This window comes from Planococcus faecalis, from assembly GCF_002009235.1.
In the GTDB taxonomy this organism is placed as follows: Bacteria; Bacillota; Bacilli; order Bacillales_A; family Planococcaceae; genus Planococcus; species Planococcus kocurii.
The window spans coordinates 2,292,148-2,316,557 of the sequence record NZ_CP019401.1; the positions used below are offsets into that span (position 1 = coordinate 2,292,148).

25 protein-coding genes and 1 other annotated feature are annotated in these 24,410 nt (G+C 40.4%); all 25 genes read right to left on the reverse strand.

What is annotated here, in order from left to right:
* Positions 1-11: 11 nt before the first annotated feature.
* The 25 genes from AJGP001_RS11590 to AJGP001_RS11710 all read right to left on the reverse strand — a co-directional run bounded on the left by AJGP001_RS11590 (position 12) and on the right by AJGP001_RS11710 (position 24,350).
* The gene (locus AJGP001_RS11590) at positions 12-1,298 is read right to left on the reverse strand and encodes a solute carrier family 23 protein (RefSeq protein ID WP_078080571.1); all 1,287 of its coding nucleotides are present in this window, start codon (positions 1,296-1,298) and stop codon (positions 12-14) included.
* A 27-nt stretch (positions 1,299-1,325) separates the two neighbouring features.
* Positions 1,326-1,862, reverse strand: a complete 537-nt coding sequence (gene pyrR, locus AJGP001_RS11595) for a bifunctional pyr operon transcriptional regulator/uracil phosphoribosyltransferase PyrR (RefSeq protein ID WP_269465415.1) — start codon at positions 1,860-1,862, stop codon at positions 1,326-1,328.
* A 194-nt stretch (positions 1,863-2,056) separates the two neighbouring features.
* On the reverse strand, positions 2,057-2,968 hold the full coding sequence (locus AJGP001_RS11600) for an RluA family pseudouridine synthase (protein ID WP_058384884.1): 912 nt from the start codon (positions 2,966-2,968) through the stop codon (positions 2,057-2,059).
* Complete coding sequence (gene lspA, locus AJGP001_RS11605; RefSeq protein ID WP_078080572.1) at positions 2,968-3,444, reverse strand: signal peptidase II; 477 nt, start codon at positions 3,442-3,444, stop codon at positions 2,968-2,970. The genes AJGP001_RS11600 and lspA overlap by 1 nt, the downstream gene beginning before the upstream one ends.
* A 122-nt stretch (positions 3,445-3,566) precedes the next feature.
* Positions 3,567-6,329, reverse strand: coding sequence for an isoleucine--tRNA ligase (gene ileS / locus AJGP001_RS11610; protein ID WP_071153622.1), 2,763 nt, complete (start codon positions 6,327-6,329; stop codon positions 3,567-3,569).
* Positions 6,330-6,372: 43 nt separating this feature from the next.
* Positions 6,373-6,587, reverse strand: a binding site (T-box leader).
* A 37-nt stretch (positions 6,588-6,624) separates the two neighbouring features.
* Positions 6,625-7,146, reverse strand: coding sequence for a DivIVA domain-containing protein (locus AJGP001_RS11615; protein ID WP_058384881.1), 522 nt, complete (start codon positions 7,144-7,146; stop codon positions 6,625-6,627).
* A gap of 94 nt (positions 7,147-7,240) precedes the next feature.
* Positions 7,241-8,026 carry a YlmH family RNA-binding protein gene (locus tag AJGP001_RS11620; protein WP_058384880.1) on the reverse strand — a complete coding sequence of 262 codons (786 nt, stop codon included), beginning with the start codon at positions 8,024-8,026 and terminating at the stop codon, positions 7,241-7,243.
* A 65-nt stretch (positions 8,027-8,091) separates the two neighbouring features.
* Positions 8,092-8,355 carry a YggT family protein gene (locus AJGP001_RS11625; protein WP_058384879.1) on the reverse strand — a complete coding sequence of 88 codons (264 nt, stop codon included), beginning with the start codon at positions 8,353-8,355 and terminating at the stop codon, positions 8,092-8,094.
* Positions 8,356-8,375: 20 nt separating this feature from the next.
* Positions 8,376-8,855 carry a cell division protein SepF gene (locus tag AJGP001_RS11630; protein WP_058384878.1) on the reverse strand — a complete coding sequence of 160 codons (480 nt, stop codon included), beginning with the start codon at positions 8,853-8,855 and terminating at the stop codon, positions 8,376-8,378.
* Positions 8,852-9,523, reverse strand: a complete 672-nt coding sequence (locus AJGP001_RS11635; RefSeq protein WP_071153621.1) for a YggS family pyridoxal phosphate-dependent enzyme — start codon at positions 9,521-9,523, stop codon at positions 8,852-8,854. Before AJGP001_RS11635 ends, AJGP001_RS11630 begins: the two co-directional genes overlap by 4 nt.
* A gap of 109 nt (positions 9,524-9,632) precedes the next feature.
* The gene (gene ftsZ, locus AJGP001_RS11640) at positions 9,633-10,826 is read right to left on the reverse strand and encodes a cell division protein FtsZ (protein ID WP_071153620.1); all 1,194 of its coding nucleotides are present in this window, start codon (positions 10,824-10,826) and stop codon (positions 9,633-9,635) included.
* Positions 10,827-10,885: 59 nt separating this feature from the next.
* Entirely contained in the window at positions 10,886-12,169 is a 1,284-nt protein-coding gene (ftsA, locus tag AJGP001_RS11645) for a cell division protein FtsA (RefSeq protein WP_058384875.1), read from the reverse strand.
* Between the two features lie 102 nt (positions 12,170-12,271).
* The gene (locus AJGP001_RS11650; protein WP_071153619.1) at positions 12,272-12,634 is read right to left on the reverse strand and encodes a small basic family protein; all 363 of its coding nucleotides are present in this window, start codon (positions 12,632-12,634) and stop codon (positions 12,272-12,274) included.
* A gap of 2 nt (positions 12,635-12,636) precedes the next feature.
* The gene (locus tag AJGP001_RS11655; protein WP_071153618.1) at positions 12,637-13,353 is read right to left on the reverse strand and encodes a DUF881 domain-containing protein; all 717 of its coding nucleotides are present in this window, start codon (positions 13,351-13,353) and stop codon (positions 12,637-12,639) included.
* A 16-nt stretch (positions 13,354-13,369) separates the two neighbouring features.
* The gene (locus tag AJGP001_RS11660) at positions 13,370-14,095 is read right to left on the reverse strand and encodes a DUF881 domain-containing protein (protein WP_071153617.1); all 726 of its coding nucleotides are present in this window, start codon (positions 14,093-14,095) and stop codon (positions 13,370-13,372) included.
* On the reverse strand, positions 14,067-14,858 hold the full coding sequence (locus tag AJGP001_RS11665; protein ID WP_058384871.1) for a cell division protein FtsQ/DivIB: 792 nt from the start codon (positions 14,856-14,858) through the stop codon (positions 14,067-14,069). Before AJGP001_RS11665 ends, AJGP001_RS11660 begins: the two co-directional genes overlap by 29 nt.
* Positions 14,859-14,877: 19 nt before the next feature.
* Entirely contained in the window at positions 14,878-16,242 is a 1,365-nt protein-coding gene (gene murD, locus AJGP001_RS11670) for a UDP-N-acetylmuramoyl-L-alanine--D-glutamate ligase (protein ID WP_071153616.1), read from the reverse strand.
* Complete coding sequence (mraY, locus tag AJGP001_RS11675) at positions 16,243-17,211, reverse strand: phospho-N-acetylmuramoyl-pentapeptide-transferase (RefSeq protein ID WP_071153615.1); 969 nt, start codon at positions 17,209-17,211, stop codon at positions 16,243-16,245.
* 24 nt (positions 17,212-17,235) lie between these two features.
* The gene (locus AJGP001_RS11680; protein ID WP_071153614.1) at positions 17,236-19,509 is read right to left on the reverse strand and encodes a penicillin-binding transpeptidase domain-containing protein; all 2,274 of its coding nucleotides are present in this window, start codon (positions 19,507-19,509) and stop codon (positions 17,236-17,238) included.
* Positions 19,506-19,865 (reverse strand): cell division protein FtsL, encoded by a 360-nt coding sequence (gene ftsL, locus AJGP001_RS11685; protein ID WP_058384867.1) that lies wholly within the window; start codon positions 19,863-19,865, stop codon positions 19,506-19,508. Before ftsL ends, AJGP001_RS11680 begins: the two co-directional genes overlap by 4 nt.
* 12 nt (positions 19,866-19,877) lie before the next feature.
* Positions 19,878-20,816, reverse strand: coding sequence for a 16S rRNA (cytosine(1402)-N(4))-methyltransferase RsmH (gene rsmH, locus AJGP001_RS11690; protein ID WP_058384866.1), 939 nt, complete (start codon positions 20,814-20,816; stop codon positions 19,878-19,880).
* A gap of 21 nt (positions 20,817-20,837) precedes the next feature.
* On the reverse strand, positions 20,838-21,269 hold the full coding sequence (gene mraZ, locus AJGP001_RS11695) for a division/cell wall cluster transcriptional repressor MraZ (RefSeq protein ID WP_071153613.1): 432 nt from the start codon (positions 21,267-21,269) through the stop codon (positions 20,838-20,840).
* A gap of 146 nt (positions 21,270-21,415) precedes the next feature.
* Positions 21,416-23,035 carry a bacillithiol biosynthesis cysteine-adding enzyme BshC gene (gene bshC / locus AJGP001_RS11700; RefSeq protein ID WP_071153612.1) on the reverse strand — a complete coding sequence of 540 codons (1,620 nt, stop codon included), beginning with the start codon at positions 23,033-23,035 and terminating at the stop codon, positions 21,416-21,418.
* A 77-nt stretch (positions 23,036-23,112) separates the two neighbouring features.
* Entirely contained in the window at positions 23,113-23,490 is a 378-nt protein-coding gene (locus AJGP001_RS11705; RefSeq protein ID WP_071153611.1) for a DUF3397 family protein, read from the reverse strand.
* Entirely contained in the window at positions 23,487-24,350 is an 864-nt protein-coding gene (locus tag AJGP001_RS11710) for a ketopantoate reductase family protein (RefSeq protein WP_071153610.1), read from the reverse strand. The genes AJGP001_RS11705 and AJGP001_RS11710 overlap by 4 nt, the downstream gene beginning before the upstream one ends.
* Positions 24,351-24,410: the final 60 nt, after the last annotated feature.

Consider the following 24,410-nt stretch of genomic DNA (forward strand, 5'->3'; position numbering starts at 1 on the left):
TTAAAAGGTAATTATTCAGTTCCGTCGTCTACTTCTTCTTTGTTCATTCCGGGTAGCACTAAGTTCAAAATGACACCAACAATGGCAGCGAGCGCCATTCCTTCGATTGAGAATGTTTCACTAAATTCAATTTTAGCTCCGCCAATCCCGATAACCAAGATAACTGAAGAAATCACTAAATTTCGGTTGTTGCCAAAGTCGATGTTGTTATCTACTAGCATACGCAAACCAGAAGATGCGATAATACCGAACAATAAGATCGAAATTCCGCCTAGAACAGCCGTTGGAATTGTCTCGATGACGGCCATCAATTTGCCAAAGAACGAAAAGACGATGGCAAACACTGCCGCTCCAAAGATGACATAGACTGAAAACACTTTCGTAATTGCGAGTACCCCAATATTCTCACCGTATGTCGTCTTTGGCGGGCCGCCAACTAGTGAAGAGATGAAGGTTCCAATCCCATCACCTAGTATCGACCGATGTAAGCCTGGGTCTTTTATGTAATTTCGATTGACAATCTTGCCTAGTACCAGTTGATGACCGATATGTTCAGAAATCGTGACGATGGCAATTGGGACCATGACGAACAACAAGGTTGGTGTTACTTGAAAAGAGTAATCCACTCCAGGAATTAAGAATTCTGGTACTGCGAACCATTTCGCGTCAGCAATGACGCCGTAGTCAATAATGCCAATGGCAGCTGAGTAGCCATACCCTACGATAATACCGATCAAAATTGGCATCAATGAAATGATATTCTTAAAATAAATGTTACAAATGATAGCGGTTAGCAGCGTAACAATAGCTGCCGAAAAATGCAGCAAGCTATATTCTGAAGCATTCCCTACTGGAATGGTCATGGCCATATTTACTGCTGTTCCCGATAAAGCCAGTCCGATGACAATGATAACCGGCCCTACAACAATCGGTGGAAGTAATTTCATCAACCAGTGATAGCCTGTTTTCCAAATGATCAACGCGACGATTGCGTAGACCAATGAAACAAACATGGCGCCAATCATTGCTGAGCCAATCCCGCCAGTTTTCGTAGCAATGGTAATCGGCAAGATAAAAGCGAATGAAGATCCGAGATATGCCGGTACTTTAAATTGTGTGATGAGGATAAAGATGATTGTTGCAATTCCACTTGTTAACAATGCGATAGCTGGACTTAAGCCAACCAATTGCGGTACCAATATTGTTGCGCCAAACATCGCGAACATGTGCTGCAAGCTTAGCGAGATCCATTGTCCTGTTTTTGGTTTATCTTGTACGTCTAAAATTGCTTCACTCAATTTCCATTCTCCTTTGTTTCCGACTCTTTATTCGTGAATGGCAACGCGGTCCACTTGATCGCTTTCAACCATTTGAACAATGATTCGTTCATCACTTGAAGTTGGAATGTTTTTTCCGACAAAGTCCGCGCGTATTGGCAATTCACGATGTCCTCGGTCAATCAATACTGCTAGTTGAATTTGTGCCGGTCGTCCTAGGTCCATAACGGCATCCATAGCTGCGCGTACAGTGCGTCCTGTATAGAGCACATCATCTACTAAGATGACTTTTTTATCGAGTATGCTGTGTTTAATATCAACTTGTTGAACTAACGGTTCTTGGTTTTTTGTTTTGATGCTCAAGTCATCTCGATAAAGCGTAATATCAAGTTCGCCTTTCATAATGGGACGCCCTTCGATTTTTTCGATTTTTTCGGCCAGTCGCTTTGCGATAAATGCACCGCGCGTTTTGATACCAACTAATATACAATCATCGATGCCTTTATTGCGTTCGATAATTTCATGTGCAATACGTGTAATTGCCCGGCTAATTGCCTGTTCATCTAAAATATCTGCTTTTTCCACCATAAGATCCGCTCCTTTTTTGCAAATAAAAAACCTCTTGCCAGAGAGGCAAGAGGATAGATGCGCAGAAAAATTCAGCACGGAAGACAGACTTCCGGCTTGCGTAAATACCTTTTCAGCCTCTCTGGACTGTTTTTAAAGGTGTTCATTATTCGATTCGTTTTTTTAAGTATAAAGAAAGAAGGTCCCTTTTGTCAATCCTTGTCGCGAAGAGATTCTAGAAGTTCTGCAAATTCAGCTGGTGGCTCTACAGAGAACTCCATGTATTCGTTCGTTTTCGGATGATCAAAACCGATAACCTCCGCATGAAGTGCTTGACCGCCAACATCCATTGTTTTCTTCGGTCCGTACTTTGGATCTCCAACAAGCGGGTAGCCAATGTATTTCATGTGCACACGAATTTGGTGCGTTCTGCCTGTTTCTAGGCGGCATTCTACTAATGTAAAATCACCAAAACGTTCCAAAACTCGGAAATGTGTTACGGCATGTTTTCCTTTATCAACGATTGCCATGTTTTGGCGTTCTTTTGGATCACGAGCAATCGGTGCTTGAATCGTTCCTTTATCGTGAGGAATGTGACCATGTACGAGCGCTACATATTTACGCGTAACCGTCTTTTTCACTAATTGATCAACTAATGACGTATGGGAAGCGTCATTTTTGGCCACCATCAACAGGCCAGATGTATCTTTATCAATTCTATGGACAATCCCCGGACGCACTACACCATTGATTCCTGACAAATCTGTACAGTGATGCATTAAGCCATTAACCAATGTGCCTTTAGCGTGTCCCGGAGCCGGATGTACGACCATTCCTTTTGGTTTGTTAACTACGAGTACGTCTTCATCTTCATAGACAATTTCCAAATTAAGATCTTCGGGAACTACATCTAATTCTTCAAGTTCAGGCGGTGTGACAACGATAACATCCTGCAAACGAACTTTGTAATTCGGTTTTACTTTAATGCCGTTAACTTTTACGGCGCCTTCTTTGACCCAATTGCTAATCTGTGAACGTGACCAGTCTTCATCTATTGATGACACAGCTTTGTCTACCCGTTCGCCTGTCATTTCTTCGGTAATTTCAATCGTTAATTCTTCCATTAAGACACCTTTTTCTTTTGTTGTTTTTCGTCATAAATAATAAAAATAATCATCAACACGACACCAATCGTTAATGCAGCATCTGCAACATTAAATATCGGGAAATCATAATTGACCACGGGAATTAGCACATCTACAAAATCGACAACTTCCCCGCGTAGCATGCGGTCGATAAAATTACCGATCGCTCCACCCAAAAGAACCATTAAACTAAGCTGGAACAATGGTTGCCCTTTTGCATGTTTATGAAAATAGTAAAGAATTCCGATAACAACTGCCACGGTAATGACGGCAAACAGCCACATCTGTCCCTCGAGCATGCCCCAAGCAGCGCCGCGATTACGGTGCGACAACCAGCCGAGATAAGGATCAATTACTGAAATCCTTTCACCCAATTCCATATTTTTAAGGACCAACCATTTTGTCCATTGATCTAATGCAATGATTACTAATGCGATTCCATAATAAATAAACATCCATATCCTCCGTCAATTCATCAGTCAATCTATTTTAACACAATGTAAGGGGAAAAAGTAAAGGGTCTAGAGAAGCCGAATTCCAGCTCTCTAAACCCTTTCTTTTTTAGCGGTAGTTTCGATTAAGCAAACTGCGTTTCTACAACACTTGCACAGCGAAGACACAAGGTTGGGTGTGCTTCACTTTGACCAATTTCCTCAGAAATTGTCCAGCAACGTTCACATTTTTCACCTTCAGCTTTTTGAACTGTAACAGAAACTTGGTTCAATTTCACTGCATGTTCTGGTGCTTGTTCTTGCGTTCCACCGTATTCATATTTCGATACAATGAATAATTGAGCAAGATTTTCGTCAGTAGAAGCTAATAAGTTCGCAAGTTCTTCATCACCATAAACTGTCACTTTTGCTTCTAATGATTTACCGATTGTTTTAGCTGCACGCGCTTCTTCTAATGCTTTTAAGACATCATCGCGAACATCCATGAAACGGCTCCATTTCTCATCCAATCCTTCAAATGCTAGATTGGAAACAGCTTCTGGGAAGTCAGTTAATTGAACACTTTCTTCTTCTACAAAGCTTAGGTAAGACCATAATTCATCTGCCGTATGTGGAATGATTGGTGAAGACAGTTTCAAAATCGCCATCAGTGAATCAAACATAACCGTCTGCATCGCACGACGATGAGGATGATCTGCACGTTCGATATAAACAACATCTTTCGCTACATCTAAGTAAAACGAGCTTAAATCGTTCGCACAGTAATTGTTCAACGCATGGTAGATTGTTGAGAACTCATACGTTTCATATGACTTCCGTACTGTTTCTATCATTTTCTGCAATTTCATCACCATGTATTGATCCATTTCACGCATATCTTCAAATGCGACACGATGCTCTTTTTCATTAAAATCAACTAAATTTCCATGAAGGAATTTCAGTGTATTACGGATTTTTCGGTATACTTCCGATACTTGCTTAAAGTTTTCATCGGAAACACGAACGTCCGCCGTGTAATCTACAGAAGCCACCCAAAGGCGCAGAATATCCGCTCCCATCTGGTTCATAACTTTTGCAGGAACAATAACATTCCCGAGCGACTTACTCATTTTGCGGCCGTTGCCATCAAGCGTAAAGCCGTGGCTCAAGATACCTTTGTATGGTGCGATACCATTGATCGCAACACTCGTTGTTAGTGAAGAGTTGAACCAACCACGGTATTGGTCGGATCCTTCTAGGTAAAGATCAGCCGGATAGTGCAAGTCTTCTCGCTCCACAAGAACACCTTGGTGAGAAGATCCAGAATCAAACCAAACATCCATAATATCCGTTTCTCTAGTGAACAAGCCATTCGGGCTACTTGGATGCGTGAATCCTGACGGCAATAACTCTGCTGCTGAACGCTCAAACCAAATGTTCGATCCGTTTTCGCGGAACAACTTAGCCACGTGGGCAATTGTTTCTTCTGTAATGATGGGATCTCCATTTTCAGCGTAAAACACAGGAATTGGAACGCCCCATACGCGTTGACGTGAGATATTCCAATCTCCACGGTCACGTAGCATATTGTAAAGACGCGTTTCGCCCCATGCTGGAGTGAACGAAGTTTCTTTGATCGCTTTTAAGATTTGGTCACGGAATGCATCGATCGATACGAACCACTGAGCTGTCGCCCGATAAATTACTGGCTTTTTCGTCCGCCAGTCATGCGGATACGAGTGTGTAATAAACGAAATTTTTTCAAGAGCGCCTGCATGATCAAGTGCTTCTGTGATCGACTTATTCGCTTTTTCATAAAACTCGCCTTCAAACCCAGGCGCTTCGTCTGTCATGACTCCACGTTCATCAACTGGACAAAGAACATCCAATCCGTATTTCTTACCGATTAAGAAGTCATCTTCACCGTGACCAGGAGCTGTGTGAACGCAACCAGTACCTGAATCTGTCGTAACGTGTTCTCCGAGCATAACCAAAGAAGTACGGTCATATAACGGGTGTTTTGTTAGGATATGCTCTAGTTCAGCTCCCTGCACTAAGCGAACAACTTCGTAGTCTACCCATTCTAATTCCTCAGCCACTTCTTTTAATAACTCTTGTGCCACAATATAAAGAGAACCATTTACGGAAACTTCCGCGTAATCCAACTTAGCGTGTACAGAAATACCAAGGTTAGCTGGGATTGTCCAAGGAGTTGTCGTCCAGATTACGAAGTTTGTGCCTTCAGCCAATACGCCTTTACCGTCAGTGACTGGGAAAGATACATAGATTGAAGGAGATTTTTTATCATGATACTCGATTTCTGCTTCAGCAAGTGACGATTCACTTGATGGAGACCAATAAACCGGTTTCAATCCTTTATAGATATAGCCTTTGTTGGCCATTTTACCAAACACTTCAATTTGACGTGCTTCGTATGCTGGTTTTAATGTGACATATGGATTTTCCCAATCGCCACGAACACCGATACGTTTGAATTGAGAGCGCTGGTTATCGATTTGTTGGTAAGCATATTCTTCACATAGCTTGCGGAATTCCGCTAACGACATTTCTTTCCGATTAACGCCTTTGTTTGTTAAAGCTTGTTCAATTGGTAATCCGTGCGTATCCCAGCCCGGAACGTATGGTGCATGAAAGCCCATCATTGAACGAGAACGAACGACCATATCTTTTAGTACTTTGTTTAATGCGTGACCCATATGCAAATCGCCGTTCGCGTACGGAGGTCCGTCATGAAGAATGAAGAATGGACGACCTTTTGTGCGGTCTAGCACTTTCTTGTAAATGTCCATCTGTTCCCATTTTTGTTGCATCTCTGGTTCCCGGTTCGGCAAATTACCACGCATCGGAAAATCTGTTTTCGGCATTAATAACGTATCTTTGTATTCCATTTCCATTCCTCCTATAGGCATAATAAAAAGCCCCCATCCCTGGTAAAGGGACGAGAAGCTTAAACTCGCGGTACCACCCTTGTTGCAGCTCGATAGCTGCCACTCGATCACCGTAACGTGGCGTAGACGGAATTGGGTACTGTTGTTCACCAATTCTGCTCAAGAGTGATTTTCATCTATGAGGTCGTATCAGGCTCTCACTGTCCCTGACTCGCTAAATCATCCTACATAGCCTACTGTCTCTATCAGCGCGTTTTTTTGTATGTCGTAATTATAGAAGTAGAAAGTCTCAGAGTCAAGAGTTCGACTCTTCTTTATCCTTCTCAATCTTCTCTAAATTCTGTGTGTCGATATCGTATTCTAATAAGGTTTCCCAATCATCTGTTTCAATTAAATCTAATTGAGCTTCAACGAGCATTTTGAAACGATTTTTAAAGATACGAGATTGTTTTTTCAATTCTTCAATTTCAGTAGCAATGCGACGTGCTTTTGTCAACGACTCGTTAACAATACGATCAGCATTTTTTTCAGCTTCCTTGACAATCAACTCTGCTTCTTTCTGAGAGTTGCGTCGAACTTCTTCCGAAGCTTCTTGAGCGACGAAAATTGATTTTTGTAAGGTTGACTCGATTGTATTGAAATGGCCAACTCGTTCGTCGGTTGTGCGTAACCGTTCTTCTAAAGTTGCCTTATCTTTTAACAAAATTTCATAATCTCTCATAATTTGTTCCAAAAATTCATTTACTTCGTCTTCTTGATATCCACGGAACGCCCGGCTGAATTCTTTGTTATGTATATCTAACGGGGATAATGGCATTGAGTAAACCTCTCCTTAACTTGTCATGTTATCTTCCTATTATACAGTTCATGGCGCTAAATTTCAGTATTATTTCGTATTTTTTCCGAACCGTCTAGTTTTTTGCTTCTAAGCGGCCAATCTGTAGTCGAACCTTATCCTTCTTGGTGCGGCCTTCGATCATAATCAACCGAACACGACCAAAGCCTCTTGAAGAGATCATATCCGATTCGTGCAGTTCGAATGACGGCTGCTCTTGCAAAGTCCAGTTGACTTTCACTTTTCCACCGTGGATTAACGCCGATGCTTTCTGGCGAGAAATGTGATAAACCGAACTCATTACCGTATCCAATCTCATGGAACTGACCGTATACGATTCTTCAATCCATTCTTCGCTCGTCTCGATTAATTCTTTTTCGTTTGTTATTTCGTTTAACTGAACTTTCACTTTTGCTGCACTAACAAAATTACTTTGCATATAAGGACTGATTTCATTCATAACTGCAAGTTGAACACGTTCGTTATCTATGCGAATGTCTCCAAATTTACTGCGGTCAAGCCCCAATGACATTAATGATCCTAATATATCAGGATGACGCAAGTTGACAAATTTCGATGGATACTTCAATTCAAAAACAGTAATATTAAAATCTTCCTGTTGTGGTTCAAAATAAGAAGGATACAGTAACACTCGTTGTCTTTCTGCATTTTTAAAAACGCCAGACGTCATCATTTTCACGTCGCTCGATCCGATGACTGCTTCAACAATAAAGCGCTGTCGCGGATCGAGAAAATCAGTCAATCTTGGTGAATAACGGTCTTCAACTTCCCGTAGCCAGCCCGAAGCTTGTTCGATAAACTGCTGTTCTTCTTTTCTAAAATGTTGAAATATCTCTTCCATACGAATGCTCCTTCACATGTGATTGGTTTTTAAGAAAAAAACCTCACATCACGTGAGGTTTAGGGTTAGGCTAAATAATTAAATAACACGATGATGCCTTGACTAGCTAAACTCAAAGTGAATATCGCAACAATTGGTGAGATGTCGATCATACCGATTGGCGGGATAAAGCGTCTGAATATATCCAAATAAGGATCCGTAATTTTAGAAATCATTTGTCCAAAGCTAGATTCTTTTATGCTCGGTACCCAACTCATGAATACACTAACAATTAGAATATAGAAATAGATATTAATCGCCGAGAGTAATAAATTAACAAAAATTATCATATTATTTTAAGGCACCTTTCTTATTGTTGCTCGTCGTAGTAATAATCTGAAATGGCGCCATCCACTTCTACAGTGTCTGGTACGCATAAGAAAATATCCGTTCCAATACGTTGAATATCTCCACCAAGAGCGTAAACTGTCCCACTCAAAAAGTCGATGATTCGTAGACCTTGATCTTTTTCAATGCGTTGGAGATTAACAACGACAGCCTGTTTGTTTTTTAGACTTTCCGCTATATCTTGTGCTTCTGCATAAACTCTAGGTTCTGCCAAGCTAACTTTTGAAGATTTTGAAGCACTTTGTAAACTAACTAAATTAGGCACAATGGTCTCCTCTACTTTCTGGCGCCGCTCTTTCGGTGCTTTTTTCGGTTCTTGCATCGCAGCTGGTTTTTCGTAACGTGGAGCTGACTTTTGCTGTGTCATAGGTTGTTCGTGCACTTGCTCTTCTTCATACTCATCTAAGTAAAAGAAATTTTTAAATTTGTTTTTCATACTCATCGCTTTGCCTCACTTTCCGACCCGACTAACGCTGTTCCAATTCGGACAAAAGTTGCTCCTTCTTGAGCAGCGATTAAGTAATCATTGGACATGCCCATGGAACATTCTGTACACGGTGCGTGGGTCCAGTGTTTCTCTGATACTTGGAGTTGGAGTAATTTTAATCCTTTAAATGCTTCGCGAATAATTTGTTCGTCTGTAGTATTTGGCGCCATCGTCATCAATCCAACTACTTGAATTTTATCGAAGTCTTTTAGAGATTCAATAAAATCAATTGCGTTTGCAGGATCAATTCCACTTTTTGACTCTTCACCAGATACGTTAATTTGGACAAAACATTTCACTTGGCGACTTGCACGTTTTTGGATTTCTTTCGCTAAACTAGAGCGGTCCAAAGAATGCAAATAATCAATTTCGTTAATAACTTCTTTTACTTTTCGTGTTTGCAAATTGCCGATATAATGCCAACATACATCTTCTTCAATTGCTTCAAGTTTCGATGCCAATCCTTCTGGGCGATTTTCACCCAAATGGAGGATTCCAGCGTGAACTGCTTCTTCCGTACGTTTCACATCCACTTGTTTAGTCACAGCAATAATTTGTATATTATCTTTAATAGCATTTAACTGTCCGGTAATTTCTTTAAAGACGGGTTCAATAGGTTTCATATATTCACAACTTTTCTATAGAAGTCCCCTACATTGTACCAAGTTTCAGCTGATTTATCAATTAAGCTCTTTCCTAAAAAAAACAGCTGCCCAACGGCAGCTGTTTGGATTAACGTCTCTTTTGACGATTGCGTAAGAAAGTCGGGATGTCTAGTGCATCGTCGCTTTGTTTTTCTTGTCTTTGAGGCTCTTGGTTGTAGTAAGGTGGTTGTTCTTCACGACGTTGCTCGTCACGGCGTTGATCTTCGCGACGCGCATCACGAATTGAAGGCGCTGGAGTCTGTTGTTGAATCGACTGCACACGGCTTGAATTCAATCCAGATCCTCTTGGTGTTCTTGGTTGAAGTTGCTCTTCGTTAAATCCAGTCGCAATAACTGTCACGATGATTTCATCTTTTAAGTTATCGTTAATAACAGAACCGAAAATCATGTTTACTTCTTCATCAGAAGCTGATGCAACAATATCAGCTGCTTCTTGAACTTCATAAAGGCTAAGATTAGATCCACCTGTAATATTCATCAAGACACCTTTAGCACCGTCAACTGAAACTTCAAGTAACGGACTTGAGACAGCTTTTTTAGCTGCTTCAGAAGCACGGTTTTCCCCTGAAGATACACCGATTCCCATTAATGCAGAACCTTTATTCGACATAATTGTTTTAACATCGGCGAAATCTAAGTTGATCAATCCAGGAACGGCGATCAAATCAGAAATACCCGATACACCTTGACGAAGAACATTATCCGCTTCACGGAATGCTTCCAGCATTGGTGTGTTTTTGTCAACGATTTCAAGTAAGCGGTCATTCGGGATAACGATCAATGTATCAACAGATTCTTTCATAGAAGAAATACCGCCGATTGCTTGAGTAGAACGCTTGCGACCTTCAAAAGTAAATGGGCGAGTAACAACACCAACTGTTAAAGCGCCAAGTTCTTTAGCAATTCCAGCAATAACTGGTGCTGCTCCAGTACCAGTTCCGCCGCCCATTCCTGCTGTTACGAATACCATATCCGCTCCGCGCAAAGCTTCTTCGATTTGCTCTTTGCTTTCTTCTGCAGCTTTTTTCCCCACATCTGGGTTAGCACCGGCACCAAGTCCGCGTGTCAATTTCCCTCCGATTTGAAGACGTACTTCTGCTTTTGAAAGGTTCAAAGCTTGAGCATCTGTATTTACTGCAATAAATTCTACACCTTGTACTCCATGTTCGATCATGCGGTTTACAGCGTTGTTTCCTCCGCCACCAACACCAATAACTTTAATTACGGCCAGTGCATCAATATTTGTATCAAATTCCAACATTCTTTTTCCTCCTAAAATTGCTTAGCTTTTATAGTTGCAAGCTAGATGCAACATTGATTTTATTCAAAGAATCGATCAAACATCTTTTTAGCTTTGGTTACGACACCTTCAGAATTTTGCTTTGGTTGCTTTTGTTTTTTAGGTTGCTGCACTTCTTGGTGCTCAACTTTCGCAGTTCCCGCAACAGCCCCACCATTTCCAATACGGCCATAAAAGACATCTTCCATGTATGCATATTGAATTAGACCAACCGCTGTCGTGTACTGTGGTTCACGTACGCCGATAAATTCTGGTGTGAATAGACGAACTCGAGTTTGCAAAATATTTCGAGCAAGTTCTGGAAGTCCATCCAATTTAGCCATACCACCAGTTAAAACAACTCCTCCTGGCAGGTCTTGAACGCCCAAACGATAAAATTCATCTAAAATCAGTTCGAAAAGCTCTTCCAGGCGAACTCCGATTATTTCAGATATGTATTTTTGGTTATATTGTTCTGTTGAATCCGATCCAATAACAGGAACCTCAAATACTTCGTCTTCTGAAGCATCTTCAAAAAATGCATGGCCATACTCGAGTTTAATTTTTTCAGCTTGATCTGTCGGTGTCTTCAAAATAATGGACAAATCTTTTGTTACGTGGTCGCCTCCAACTGGAATAACAGAAGAAGCGGTCAAGTGGCCGTCTTGGAAGATGGAAATAGAAGTAGATCCTCCACCGATGTCAATACATGCTGTGCCATGATTTTTCTCGTCTTCAGTCAATGCATAATTTCCTGCTGCAAGTGGTTGTACATAAATATCGCGGATTTCAAGTCCCGCTCTTTCTACACAACGAAGTACATTGTGTAAAATTGTTTTTGAAGTTGTCACCATTGTACCATCCATTTCAAGGCGGATACCAATCATGCCTCGAGGATCTTTGATTTCACCCAAATGATCAACGATGTATTGTTCAGGAATGATGTTTACTAGTTCCCGCTCTGGTGGAATCGACATAACTTGAGCCGCTTCCAATACACGATCTAGGTCGTCATCGGTAATTTCCCGATTCTCGCTGTTAACTGCCACAATTCCTTTAACAGGCTGTAGCACCGCTTTGTTAGCCGGAATTCCTAATACCACTTCATGGATTGACTTACCGATCATGCGTTCTGCTTGATCAACCGCTTTTTTAATGGATTGCACCGTTGCATCTATGTCAACAATCGCACCTTTTTTAATTCCATTAGATTTCACATTTCCAACGCCAATAACATTCAGTGAATTGTTGGCCATTTCTCCAATTAAAACTTTAATGGATGACGAACCGATATCTAGACTAACGTATAATTCTGATTGACTCAATTCGTGGCACCTCCTTATTAAACTGCTGTACTTATATTCTATTGCAAATCGTGCACCTTGTCTAAGAAAATCGCGAAACTTAAAAAAATTTCCTTCAATTGTTTAAATTGTTTCTCTAACTGCCTTTTTTTCAGCCCATTTTGCTAAAATAATGCGGCGGATGACCGCAATGTTTTGAAATAGTCGAACACCGAATGCAAAAATAGCAGCCAAGTATAAATCTACACCTAAATGAACACCAAGAAAAGCAAGACCTGCTGCAAGGACGATATTGAAAAAGAATCCTGAAACAAATACTTTGTCATCGTACACTTGTTGCAAGTGGGCACGAATTCCACCAAATAATGTGTCGAGCGATGCCAGTACGGCAATCGACAAATAGTTAGCATATTCAGGTGGAATATGGATATCTGTCAATAGCCCGAGCGATATACCAAGTATTAAACCTAAAATGGACAGCCACATCGCTATTCCTCCTCTGTTGACTGTAAATATTTGGTGTCTATCACTTCATCATACGCTTCGATGATTAGATCTTTTTTAGGAGCCGAAACGGTCAGTGTTAGATTATCGATATAAAAATCATCTAAAATACGTGAAGACAATAAATGATTATACAGCTTTTCTGAGTCTTCCATAGACTCAGAAATTATTTTTATGGAAAACGGAGGCAGTTCTATCGGTTTCGCGTTAACCGTCGTTTGACCATTTATATCTCGTATTGCTGTCGTATTAATAATTCGCTTATTGTCGATTGAAACATACAAACCGTTGTAACGATTAATTTCATTGACTAGCCGAATAAGCAAATCCGGCGAGATCCCTTCTATTTCGAAGCCCAACGCAACCGCTTCCATTGAAGGTTCAACGAGAATTTCTATTCCCGGTCCCGTAGTCTCCGTTAAACCAGCTGCATTTCTCAATTCCCCTGCAGTTTCCCGCAAAGCTTGTTCGGGGCTGGCGTTTGTGTCCACATCATATTTGTTCAACGTCTCATCTAACGTGCTGATTTCTGATAGCAGTTGTGAGTGAAGTTGCTTTTCTCTCGACAGTTCTTGTCTTACTTCCCATACATCTCGCGTATCTCGGGCATCAGGTTCATTAATCGTGTTGTATTGCATAGCAGTCATTAAGCCGATTACAAACATAATCACTGTAAATCGGGTAAGAATTCTTTTTTTCATCTAACTCTCCCCTTATTCACGATTCTGTCAGCAAAGCGGCCATTTTAATAACCTGCCCTTCATCCAATGTGACGATAATGTTGTCATTGAGCAGTTGATCCATAATTCCGCCAGTCAATTCCATCGATGCTGTCAGTACTTCAGGTTCACCGATAGCTTCAATTACGAAAGGAGCGGGATATTGTGCACCATCTACAGTTATGACTGGTCCTGTACAAACAATGTATGAATTTCCATGAATACGCTGACCATTGATTGAAATAGCCTGTGCTCCTGAAATATACAATTCATTGATTACTTGGAAAACGTGGCTTTCGTGCACAATGTAATCGTTTGGATTAACTGAATTTGAATCATAATCCCCGTCTTGCAATGTCACTTTTAATCCACTTCCCTGTACGGGCACTAAACCGAGATATCTTCGAAGCTCTTTGGCTTCTTCTGCATACTCTGTATAGCGATTTTCGCCATCGGCAAAGGATTTTTCATATTCTTGAACTTCGCTTTGCTTTTCTTGCAATTCATTTTTCAACTCTTTATTGCGCTCTTGCTGATCAATCAACTCTTTGCGGTAGCGTTCTTCCTGTTCGAAAAATGCACCACCCGTAAACTCTGCCGTCTCTCTATTAGCATTTGATAAACTATAGGAATAAGCCATAATAAATCCGAGCACCAAGAAAACCAGGGAAAAAACAACCGATTTGCTAAAACTTTTACGGTTGCTCTTCTTCGGTTTCTTCATCTTCAGGACCCTCCTTTGCAAAACCATAAACATCCGCATAAGAACGGAAGAATATTCCCACTTCCATATCAATTATGCCTTGTTGATCATCTTCTAATTGCGCGATGACAGATGGATAGTAATTCATCTTTTCTGCTAATGTGCTTAAAATACCACGAACTTCATTTCCATCATTCATATATAAGGTCACATAATCCGCGTCTTTTTGCTCAGGATCTAGAATAATTTGGGAAATCAGCTGAAGTACTTCAGGATCAATATCTGTTAGCTGATCAATTAACTTTTCTCGTATTTTCTCATTTTCAAAGTTTGAGTAAATCGGACCATCAACATTTGTCACTGGCTGATCTAAAGCCAAGTTATTCGACAAGACAATCTGATAGCTGTTACCGCGATCTAGATATCCCATTTGAACATATTCCTTTAAATCAATTTCCACACCGGTCAACCAATTTTTCTTAACCGTCGATTCTTCCACCCACTCCAACTTTTCCAGTTGTTGCGCAACAGTCCCTGCATCAAAAGACCACATCGAATCTCCGATAGCTAGTCCACTTGCAGCTTGGTAGCTTTTTTGGTCAAAGAGAACGGCACCTTTAATAGTGATGGTCTGGATTTCACTGTACTTCGACTGGCTGTATAATAGTACGGCAAGCAAAGTGAGAAAAATGAGCAGCAGCGCCACGAACTTGCGATTGGTTCTTTTTTTTCGCCGCTCGCGAAGCGACGGGATGCGTTCTTCGATATCAATCACTTTGTCCATAATTGCTGCCCCTTATCTATTATTCGTTTGCTTCTGTCATTTGTTGAACTGCTGTAATAAAAGCATCGCCCCGAATTTCAAAACTATCGTATTGGTCCCAGCTTGCACAAGCAGGTGATAGAAGAATTGTATCGCCACTAGCAGATTCTTTAATTGCTTTGTCAACTGCATCGTCCATTTTTCCTGCTTGAACTATCGTTGGCACACCACAATCTTTTGCAAACGTCGTGAACCGCGCTGCTGTTTCACCTAAGGTCACTAATACTTTGACACGATTCATAAATGGACGAATTTCTTCAAGTGAATGGTTTCGCTCTAATCCACCCGCTAATAAGATGATGTTTTTCGGGAAAGCTTCCAATGCGCTCTTAGTCGCTAAAGCATTGGTAGCTTTTGAATCGTTATAGAATTTGCGCCCCTGCCACTCAACAATAAATTGAGAACGGTGCTTTACACCCGTAAATGACGTTAAGACACGTGTAATGGTTTCTTTTGTTCCGCCTTGAATCAAAGTTGCTGCTGTAGCAGCCAAAATGTTTTCCAGATTGTGCTGGCCACCCAGCATAATCTTCGAACGTTCAATCAATTTTTCGCCTTGCCAATAAACAAATTGATCGTCAGCACTGATACTTGTAGCGGTGCGTCCTTGCAACGTAAAAGGAATAAGTTGCGCTTTGCAGTTCTTTGCATGCTCGACTAGAATTGGTTGATCTGCATTATAGATAAAGTAATCTTCTGCTGTTTGGTTTTCAGTCAGCTTCATTTTAGAAGCTCGATAATCCTCTATTGATCCATGATAATCCAAATGCGCTTCATACAGATTTGTAATAATTGCGATATCTGGACGGAAATCTACAGTTCCCTTCAACTGAAAAGAAGACAATTCCGTTACAATTATATTTTTTACTTTTGCTTTTTCTGCGACTCCACTTGCTACTGTTCCAATATTTCCTGCAATTAATGGATTTTTATTGTCTTGGTTGAGCATATGAAACAATAAAGTAGTTGTTGTTGTTTTACCATTAGAGCCCGTAATTCCGATAAAGGGAGCTTCGCTAATTAAATAAGCCAATTCAATTTCAGTCCACACTGGAATTTGCTTTTCTATCGCTGACTCAATCAATACATTGGAATAAGGAATTCCTGGATTTTTGACAACTAATTCAAAGCCCTCTTCTAACAAATCTTCAGGATGTCTGCCACAAATAACGGTAACGCCCATATTCAATAATTCCTGTGCTTCAGGATTTTCTTCAAAAGGCTTAGAATCGTTAACGGTAACAAATGCACCTAGCTTGTGAAGAATACGAGCAGCAGTAAATCCGCTTTTCGCTAACCCTAAAACCAGGACTTTCTTTTGATATAAATGTGGAGCTTCCTTCATTTACATTACCTCCAAAAAGACGGCGATTGCCGCACTGATAAGACCGACTGACCAGAAAACAAGGACCACTTTCCATTCTGACCAACCGCTCAACTCGAAATGATGGTGAATAGGGCTCATTTTAAAAATTCGTTTTTGACGCAATTTAAAGCTACCTACTTGTAAAATAACTGAAGCTGTTTCGATAACAAAAACTAATCCGATTAACAACAACAATAATTCTTGTTTTAGTAAAATCGAGACCATTGCAAGTGCCCCACCTAATGCTAGCGAACCTGTATCGCCCATAAAGACTTTTGCAGGATATTTATTGAAGATCAAGAATCCAAGCAGTCCGCCTGTTACAGAAAAAGTGAAAATCGCGATGCCTACTTCGTCTTGATAAATAGCTAATACACCAAATGCAGCAAATGCAATAGACGCTGTTCCAGCTACCAATCCATCTAGACCATCTGTCAAATTAACTGCATTGGAAAATCCAACCAACCAAAAGACGATAAAGAACACGTATAGCCATGATAACTCAAATGAGATGTCAGTAAAAGGAATAGTGACACCTGTCTCAAAGTCAGTCCCACTCAAAACAAAGAATGAAATGACCGCTATAACGATTTGAGCAATTAATTTTTGTAGCGATGTTAACCCTAGATTGCGCTTTAGTACTACTTTGATAAAGTCATCCAAAAAGCCAATCAAGCCATATCCAAAAAGCACCAACAATAAAATTAGTATTTTAGCAGTTACCAAGTCAGCAAACCAAGCGACTAGCAACACCGTGACAATGATTGAGATTAGGAATACCAGACCGCCCATAGTCGGCGTACCCGTTTTCTTCATATGTGATTCAGGTCCTTCTTCACGTATGCTTTGTCCGAATTTCATTCGTTTCAATAACGGTATAAATACTGGCATTAGTATAACCGTTAACAATAAAGCAATTCCTAAACCCATTACTACATAACTATTCATTTATAGAGCTCCTTTAACACGAGATTACTCGGTTGTTTCGTCTGTTTGTGTTTCTGAAGTTGAATCTACTTCTAGTTCTTCAACTTCAGGGTTAACCGTTTCTTGTAGTTCTTCTTTTGCTTTGGCTTCTGCGCGAGCAGGATAGTATATTTCAGGTGGATGAAGTTCGATGACTACTGGCTCATTTTCCTTCACCAGTTGGCCTTCTTCAACACTTTGCGTTAAACCATATCCTTGCCCAGCAATTTCTAGCGACAATCCGCTTAAGGATTGATATGCGAGTAGCTCGCGTTTAGACCATCCACTGAAATTAGGCAAAGCCGTTTCCCCAGAAGTTTTTAAAATCACCCGCCCACCTTTTAACACTGTACTCCCAACTTTTGGGTACTGAGAGATAACTTCTCCAGTATTTCCGGTAACAATAACTTCTAGTCCTAATTCTTTCAATTCTTCCGTGGCTTCGGTTACGGACTTACCTGTATATTCTTCAACAGGCATCGTGGTCGCTTTCGCCATATTTTCTGGCTCAATATTTAAATACTTTAAGCTATTTTCCATGACAGATGTAAAAATCTTGGCGACCGGTACAGAACCATATTCATCGGCCGGTACGTTCGGTTGTTGAACACCAATATAGATCAGTAATTCAGGATCTTCAGCAGGTGCCATACCAAGGAAAGAAAACAAATAATTGTTTCGTCCTTTTAAATAGCCACCGCCTTCTTTTGGAACTTGGGCAGTCCCTGTTTTGCCTGCTATTGTGTAATCTTGCAATGCAAATCCTCGTGCTGATCCTACTTCAGAAGTGACAGTTGAAGCTAAAACTTCTCTAACTTGATCAGCTGTTTCAGCTGAAATGGGTTGTCCGGCTTCTTGCGGTTCACTTTTAACAGTGACTTTTCCTGTGTCGGCATTTTTAATCTGATCAATAACATATGGTTTCATCATAACGCCGTCATTTGCAATTGCCGATGCTGCTTGAATCATCTGAATCGGAGTCACTGTAGACCCTTGTCCGTATGCGGTCGTCAATTTATTGATCGGATATTGATCCAATATTTTTCCAGTTGCCTCTTTCGGTAAGTCAATGCCTGTTTTTTCACCAAAACCAAAAGCATCCACGTAAGTCATAAAGGTATCTGCTCCGAGTCGTTCCAGTAAATATGCCATTGATACGTTAGAGGAGCGTTGGAAACCTTCTAGAAACGAGATAGTTCCCCATCCTTCTCCACTGTTATGGTCACCAATCGTACTGTCCAGTAAGGTGTAAGTCCCTGATTTATAAGTTGCGTCAGGGTCCCATTTGCCTTCTTCGATTGCAGCAGCAAGTGTAAACATCTTCATTGGAGAGCCAGGTTCAATGGTCAATTCGATGCTTTCGTTCAGCCAGTTATCAGATAAACCTTCTCGCGTATTGGGATTAAATGTCGGACGCTGAGACATTGCTAAAATTTCACCTGTTTTTGGATCAGCGATTACAGCGATCATACGTGTCGGATCGTATTCCTCTTGCACACTGGTCATTGCGTCTTCTAAAAAATTCTGCAAGGTTTTATCTAATGTCAGTTGGACATCTGCGCCATTAACTGCTGGAGTAATAACAGATTCATTATTCGGCAAGAGGAATCCCCATTTATCGGTATCGAATTCCATTTTCCCGTTTTTACCGGTTAATACTTCGTTGTGTATCGATTCTAGTCCGATTCTACCGGTTGTTTTTGTTTCACCATCTTCTAACTCTTCTTTCATGGCATAGCCGATTAAATGCGAAGCAAAGACACCGTTAGGATATAGTCGTTTTAAATCTCGAACAAATAAAAGACCTGGAATGTCTGCTTCTTTCATTTCTAGCATCTGTGTATGACTGATTTCACGACCAGCAGAACCGAATTCCACTTGATAACGGTCTTTTTCAATCCCTGTTTTCAAAGTTTCTAAAATGCTTTCTTCCGAAGCATCCAAATACCCCGCCAATTTCTCAGCAGTTTCTTCGGCATCCACTACATGCTGCGGGTCGCTCGCTTTTTGAGTAACCGATTCGTCGAGTACTGCAACCAGTTTATATGTCAATGTGTCTTCAGCAATAATTTCTCCATTACGGTCGATGATACGTCCACGTTCAGCAGTTAACACTTCTTCTTGGCTGTATTTCGCTGCAGCTTTAGCAGCGAGTTCTTGCCCTTCCACTTTACCCGTGGCTTGTATTGTTACAATTCTTGCCAGTAAAAGGAAAAAGAGCCCTGCAAATAACAAAAACAGCAGAAAGGCTCCTCCTTGAAATCGAAACTTTTTTTTCATTGTCCAGGCACTACCTTTACATTTTGCTCATTTAACTTAAGGCCAAGTTCTTTTGCTTTTGACCAAATGCGCTCATAGGAAGATAATTCGCTCACCTGTACCGACAAATCTGTGTTTTGCTTCGTTTTTTCATTGACTGATTGTTCAATTGTTTGAATTTCTTGAGTTGACGCTTGAATCGTTGACTGATTCTGCAAAACCAGCAATGCACACATAATACAAACTGTTATAAAAGTCGAATATAAAATTTTTTCACCTTTAGTAATTAAACTTTTTTTTCTTGCCGGTTGCTGACTCGGATTTTGAGGAGTGGCCGGCTGTTGGATATAAATTTCAGTTCTTGCATTCAGTGCCATCTGAACACGCCCTTACTCGTTTATTTTTTCTGCAATTCGTAATTTAGCGGACCTTGATCGATTATTATGTGCTAGCTCTTCTTCTGAAGGCAGTATAGGTTTTCTAGTAATAAGTTTTAGGATTGGCTCCATTCCCTCTGGAATTACCGGTAAATTCGGCGGCAATTCAGGAAGTGAAGATGCTTCTTTAAATATGGCTTTACACAGTCGATCTTCAAGCGAATGAAAAGTGATTACACTAATTCTTCCACCGATTGAAAGAACATTGACTGCGTCCTGCAGAGAAGTTTCAGCAGCGCCAAGTTCATCGTTCACTGCGATACGAATGGCTTGAAATACACGTTTTGCAGGATGACCGCCTTTGCGACGAGCAAAAGCAGGAATGCCTTCTTTGATGCATTCGACCAATTGGCCAGTTGTTTCAATGGGTTGCTTTTCTCTTGCAGCTTCGATTTTGCGTACGATTTGTTTAGAAAATTTTTCTTCACCATAGCGATGGAAAATTCTTACTAAATCTTCGAAAGACCATTCATTTACTACATGATAAGCGCTAAGTTCAGCACTTTGATCCATTCGCATATCCAGAGGCGCATCATTATGGTAACTAAAGCCTCGCTCTGGTGTATCCAATTGAGGAGAAGAGACGCCTAAGTCATAAAGTATGCCATCGACTTTTTCCACTCCACGCATTTCCAATTCTTCTTTTAAAAACTTAAAGTTGGCATGGATAAAGGTGATTCTATGTAAATAATCTTGTAGTTTTTCTTTTGCATGAGCTATTGCCGTTGCGTCTTGATCGAAACAATATAAATGACCTTGGTCAGATAATTGCTGAACCAAATATTCGCTGTGTCCTGCTCCGCCCAGCGTACAATCCACATATATGCCATCAGGACGAACGTTCAGACCATCGACAGTTTCATGCAGTAAAACCGTGGTGTGATTGAACAATCCATTCCCCCCGTTCACTTTTTAAAAGTCAAAATCAGTTAAATTTTCCGCGATTTCATTAAAGGAATCTTCGGATTCTGCAAAATAGCTTTCCCATGAATCTTTTGCCCATATTTCAAAACGATTGGAGACACCTAAGATAATGCATTCTTTTTCAAGTTTAGCATGAGAAATTAAGGTTGTCGGTATATTGACGCGTCCTTGCTTATCAAGTTCCACTTCTGTAGCGCCTGAGAAAAAGAACCTTGTAAAAGCACGAGCGTCTTTTTTAGTGACTGGCAACTCTTTAAGCTTTTCTTCAATTTTCTGCCATTCGTTCATCGTGTAGCCAAATAAGCATTGATCCAGGCCGCGGGTGATGACAAAACTGTCACCTAACTGTTCACGAAACTTGGCTGGCACAATTAGCCGTCCCTTTGCATCAACGCTATGTTGATATTCGCCCATGAACATACCCTTCACCCCACTTATTGTAATAAATGTACCACAATCCCCCACTTGTCACCACTTGTTTTTGAAATATTTCAAGTTTGTTACAGGAAAATATCTCAACAAGTTATTTTGACATAAAAAAAGCCTACATATGCAGGCTTTTTCAGTCAAATATAAATAATCTTATGATTTTTGTCATAACAGAGCGGAAGTGCTAAAAGGTCTTTCACAAGCCCAGTTCCATACTGATTCATGTAAACAAATGGACTGTACACGCGTTCTTGAAATCCACCGTTAGGTAATAGTTCGTTTTCAATAGCGGCATAATGACCAAATTCAATACTGTTTTGAAGTATCACTTCATCTTGCAGTTTATGCTTCAAGAAATTTATTTGTTTACTGTGCAACTGTAAATTCTTTTCAACGATTGGGGTCAATCCTTTACTGATTGAAGAAAACTGTTGATTGATTTTATTGTACATTTCGTCAACCTGTTGCTGAAGTTCGCCAATTAACGCTTCTGCTTTTTGCTCACGAATCGATCCCATCAAATTATTTCTCATCACAGTAATTTGACGATCGCTGACGACAGCATCAAAGTCCAATTCGTATTTCTCCAGCAAACGCTGTGTTTGACGATTTATCAAGGTTAAACTCAAGCGCGGCATAATGACTGGTAGTTCCATATTAAACAATGCAAAAGCGTCTTTTAAGGCCGCCCAATAAGCGATTTCACCAGGTCCTGCGACAAAAGCCAAAACTGGAAAGACCATTTCCTGCATCAATGGGCGCGTTACGACGTTATTGCTTAAAAGTTCTGGATTGTGTTGAGCAATTTCCAAAAGCTGCTGTTGAGTATAGCGGATGGCTCCATTATTTGCGACAAACTCTTGATTTTGACGTTCTAGTAGTAGACGCTCTCCTTTTACCGTAATAAACAGATTGGCTGCCGTTTTTTCTGTTCCAATTACTGCACTGTAACCATCTTGTACCAATGATTGTTCTGCTGCTGTAACCGATTCCGTAATTTCAGCTGCCTGTTCAATCATTTTTATAAAGTAAGGAGATTCGTATTTGCGTAGTTCTTCATTTGCAGCATCAATATAAAGCAAGCCTTCTTCTTGGAAGAAATAGCGAAGAAGCGACGCAAAAAAGTCGGTAAAGGAAATAGACTGCTCTAATAACCCAAAAGCCAAATCATGAATTTCTTTAGAGTGCTCAGTTTCGGGCATGCTGCGAAAATACTCTTCTAAAAAAGAAGCAGTTTTAGATTTATTAAGCTTTGCAGCAGACGCTGAGCTTTTGCCATATTCAGCGTGTGGGATATTCAATTTGTCCACTCGCCCACTGACTTCCCGGTACAGATGACTAATTTCAGCCAAGTCGTGATCTTCACCAGCAATCCAAAATAACGGCACTACAGGTGTCTCTAATTGGTGTGAAGCTTGCTTTGCTAACATGATGACCGATATCGCTTTATGTATCGTATATAAAGGTCCTGTTAAAATACCTGCTTGTTGTCCTGTGACCACTACTGGTGCACCGGCTTCAAAATACTCTACGTTGTGTTCTGCTGCTTTAGACATTTCACTGCGTCCCATATAAGCTCGCATAATGCCTGCTAGTTTCTGGCGATCAACAGAATGGTTTTGCAGTTTTTTCAATCTTTCAGGAAATGATGCCATTTGCGGATCGTATGAAAAATAATGGCGGATTGACGATTGCCCATTTATATAATCACTCATTAGTTTACTCGTTGGCTCTACGTATTGTTCCTCTACCTTCATAAAAAAAAGTCCCCTTTTCCCTTTACATTCAAATCTACTATAGCAAACGCATCACTTAAAGAAAAAAAATACGCTTGCTAAATTGATTTAACAATAACTGTCACTAGGCCAATTAGCCATACGACCGCGTAAAGAGAAGCTAGCAGCAAAAAGTACGTTCTCCATAGCTTTCGAAAAAACGGAATGATTTCAATTTCCTTAGCAGTTCTCCATTCAATGATTAAAAGAATAATGGCCAATACCAGCGCCACAAAATAAATATACGCAGAGATAGAATATCCCCATAAAATTTCTACACTAGCCGGCACGGAAAAAAACAAGACAAATGTTGTTATATCCGATGCTAAGCCTAACGCTTTTCTTTTTCTTCTTTTCAGTGAAAGAAAATAAATAACAGCGAAAAGGAGAAAAGGAATATAAAGAAAAACAGTTCCAATTGTAGATATTATCGTCATTTTGCTACCTCAACTGTTTTCAAAAGATGATATAAAGATTTAAAGAGTGGCAATTCCAACTTCGTCCGATTTAACACATACAGCATCAATCCCTCAACCTCCATTGGATCACCCGCTAGACGGTCTGCCAGCATTCGTGATATAGCATTAGGCTCTGCCGCACACGAAGCTGCTACAAGTTCAATAGGTTGTAGCGATTCAATTTCTGGAAATGCGAGATAAAGTTCATTATATAGATTTCTAAACAACTCATAAGCATGAGGATTAGTAACCAGCTCACCGTTTTGAATTTTCATCATAGCTGTTAGTGGATCGATTAAACTGGCAAGCAACACATTTTCAAATAGCTGCGCTTCCACACGTTCTACCCAAATAGCTTTCCAACTCGCCGCCTTTAGAAGACCTTGGAATTCCTCCACGTGACCTTTGACTAATCCGAACGTCACTTGTGGAGTTTTGTCAAAGTGAATTTCAGTGTCACTCAATTTGACACAATCCGTTTCCAGAATTGCTGCTGCAATATGGCGATGTGATAAAGTTTTCGCTTTTTCTAAAAACAGCATTCCTTGTTGCAGAAAAATAATTTTATTGCTTGCACACCGAATTTTCAACAATCTTACTATCGGTGACAGCTCTTCGTAAGTGCTTGTCAACACAACAAAAGCATCCGAATCGATGTGCTCGAGATCCGCATAAGCGGTCAGTTGCTGACGATTTTCACCATGTATAATTCCGTTCTCATTAATCAACGCCACTTGTTCTTGCTGTTGCGAAATCACTTGCACTTCATGACCGGCTTTTTTTAATAGATAAGCCGTCAACAATCCGGTGACTCCAGCTCCAATAATTGCAAATTTCATAAAATCACTCCTTACAGTGCCAAAAATTTTCTTAAAAAAGAAGCCTGCCCATATTAGGCA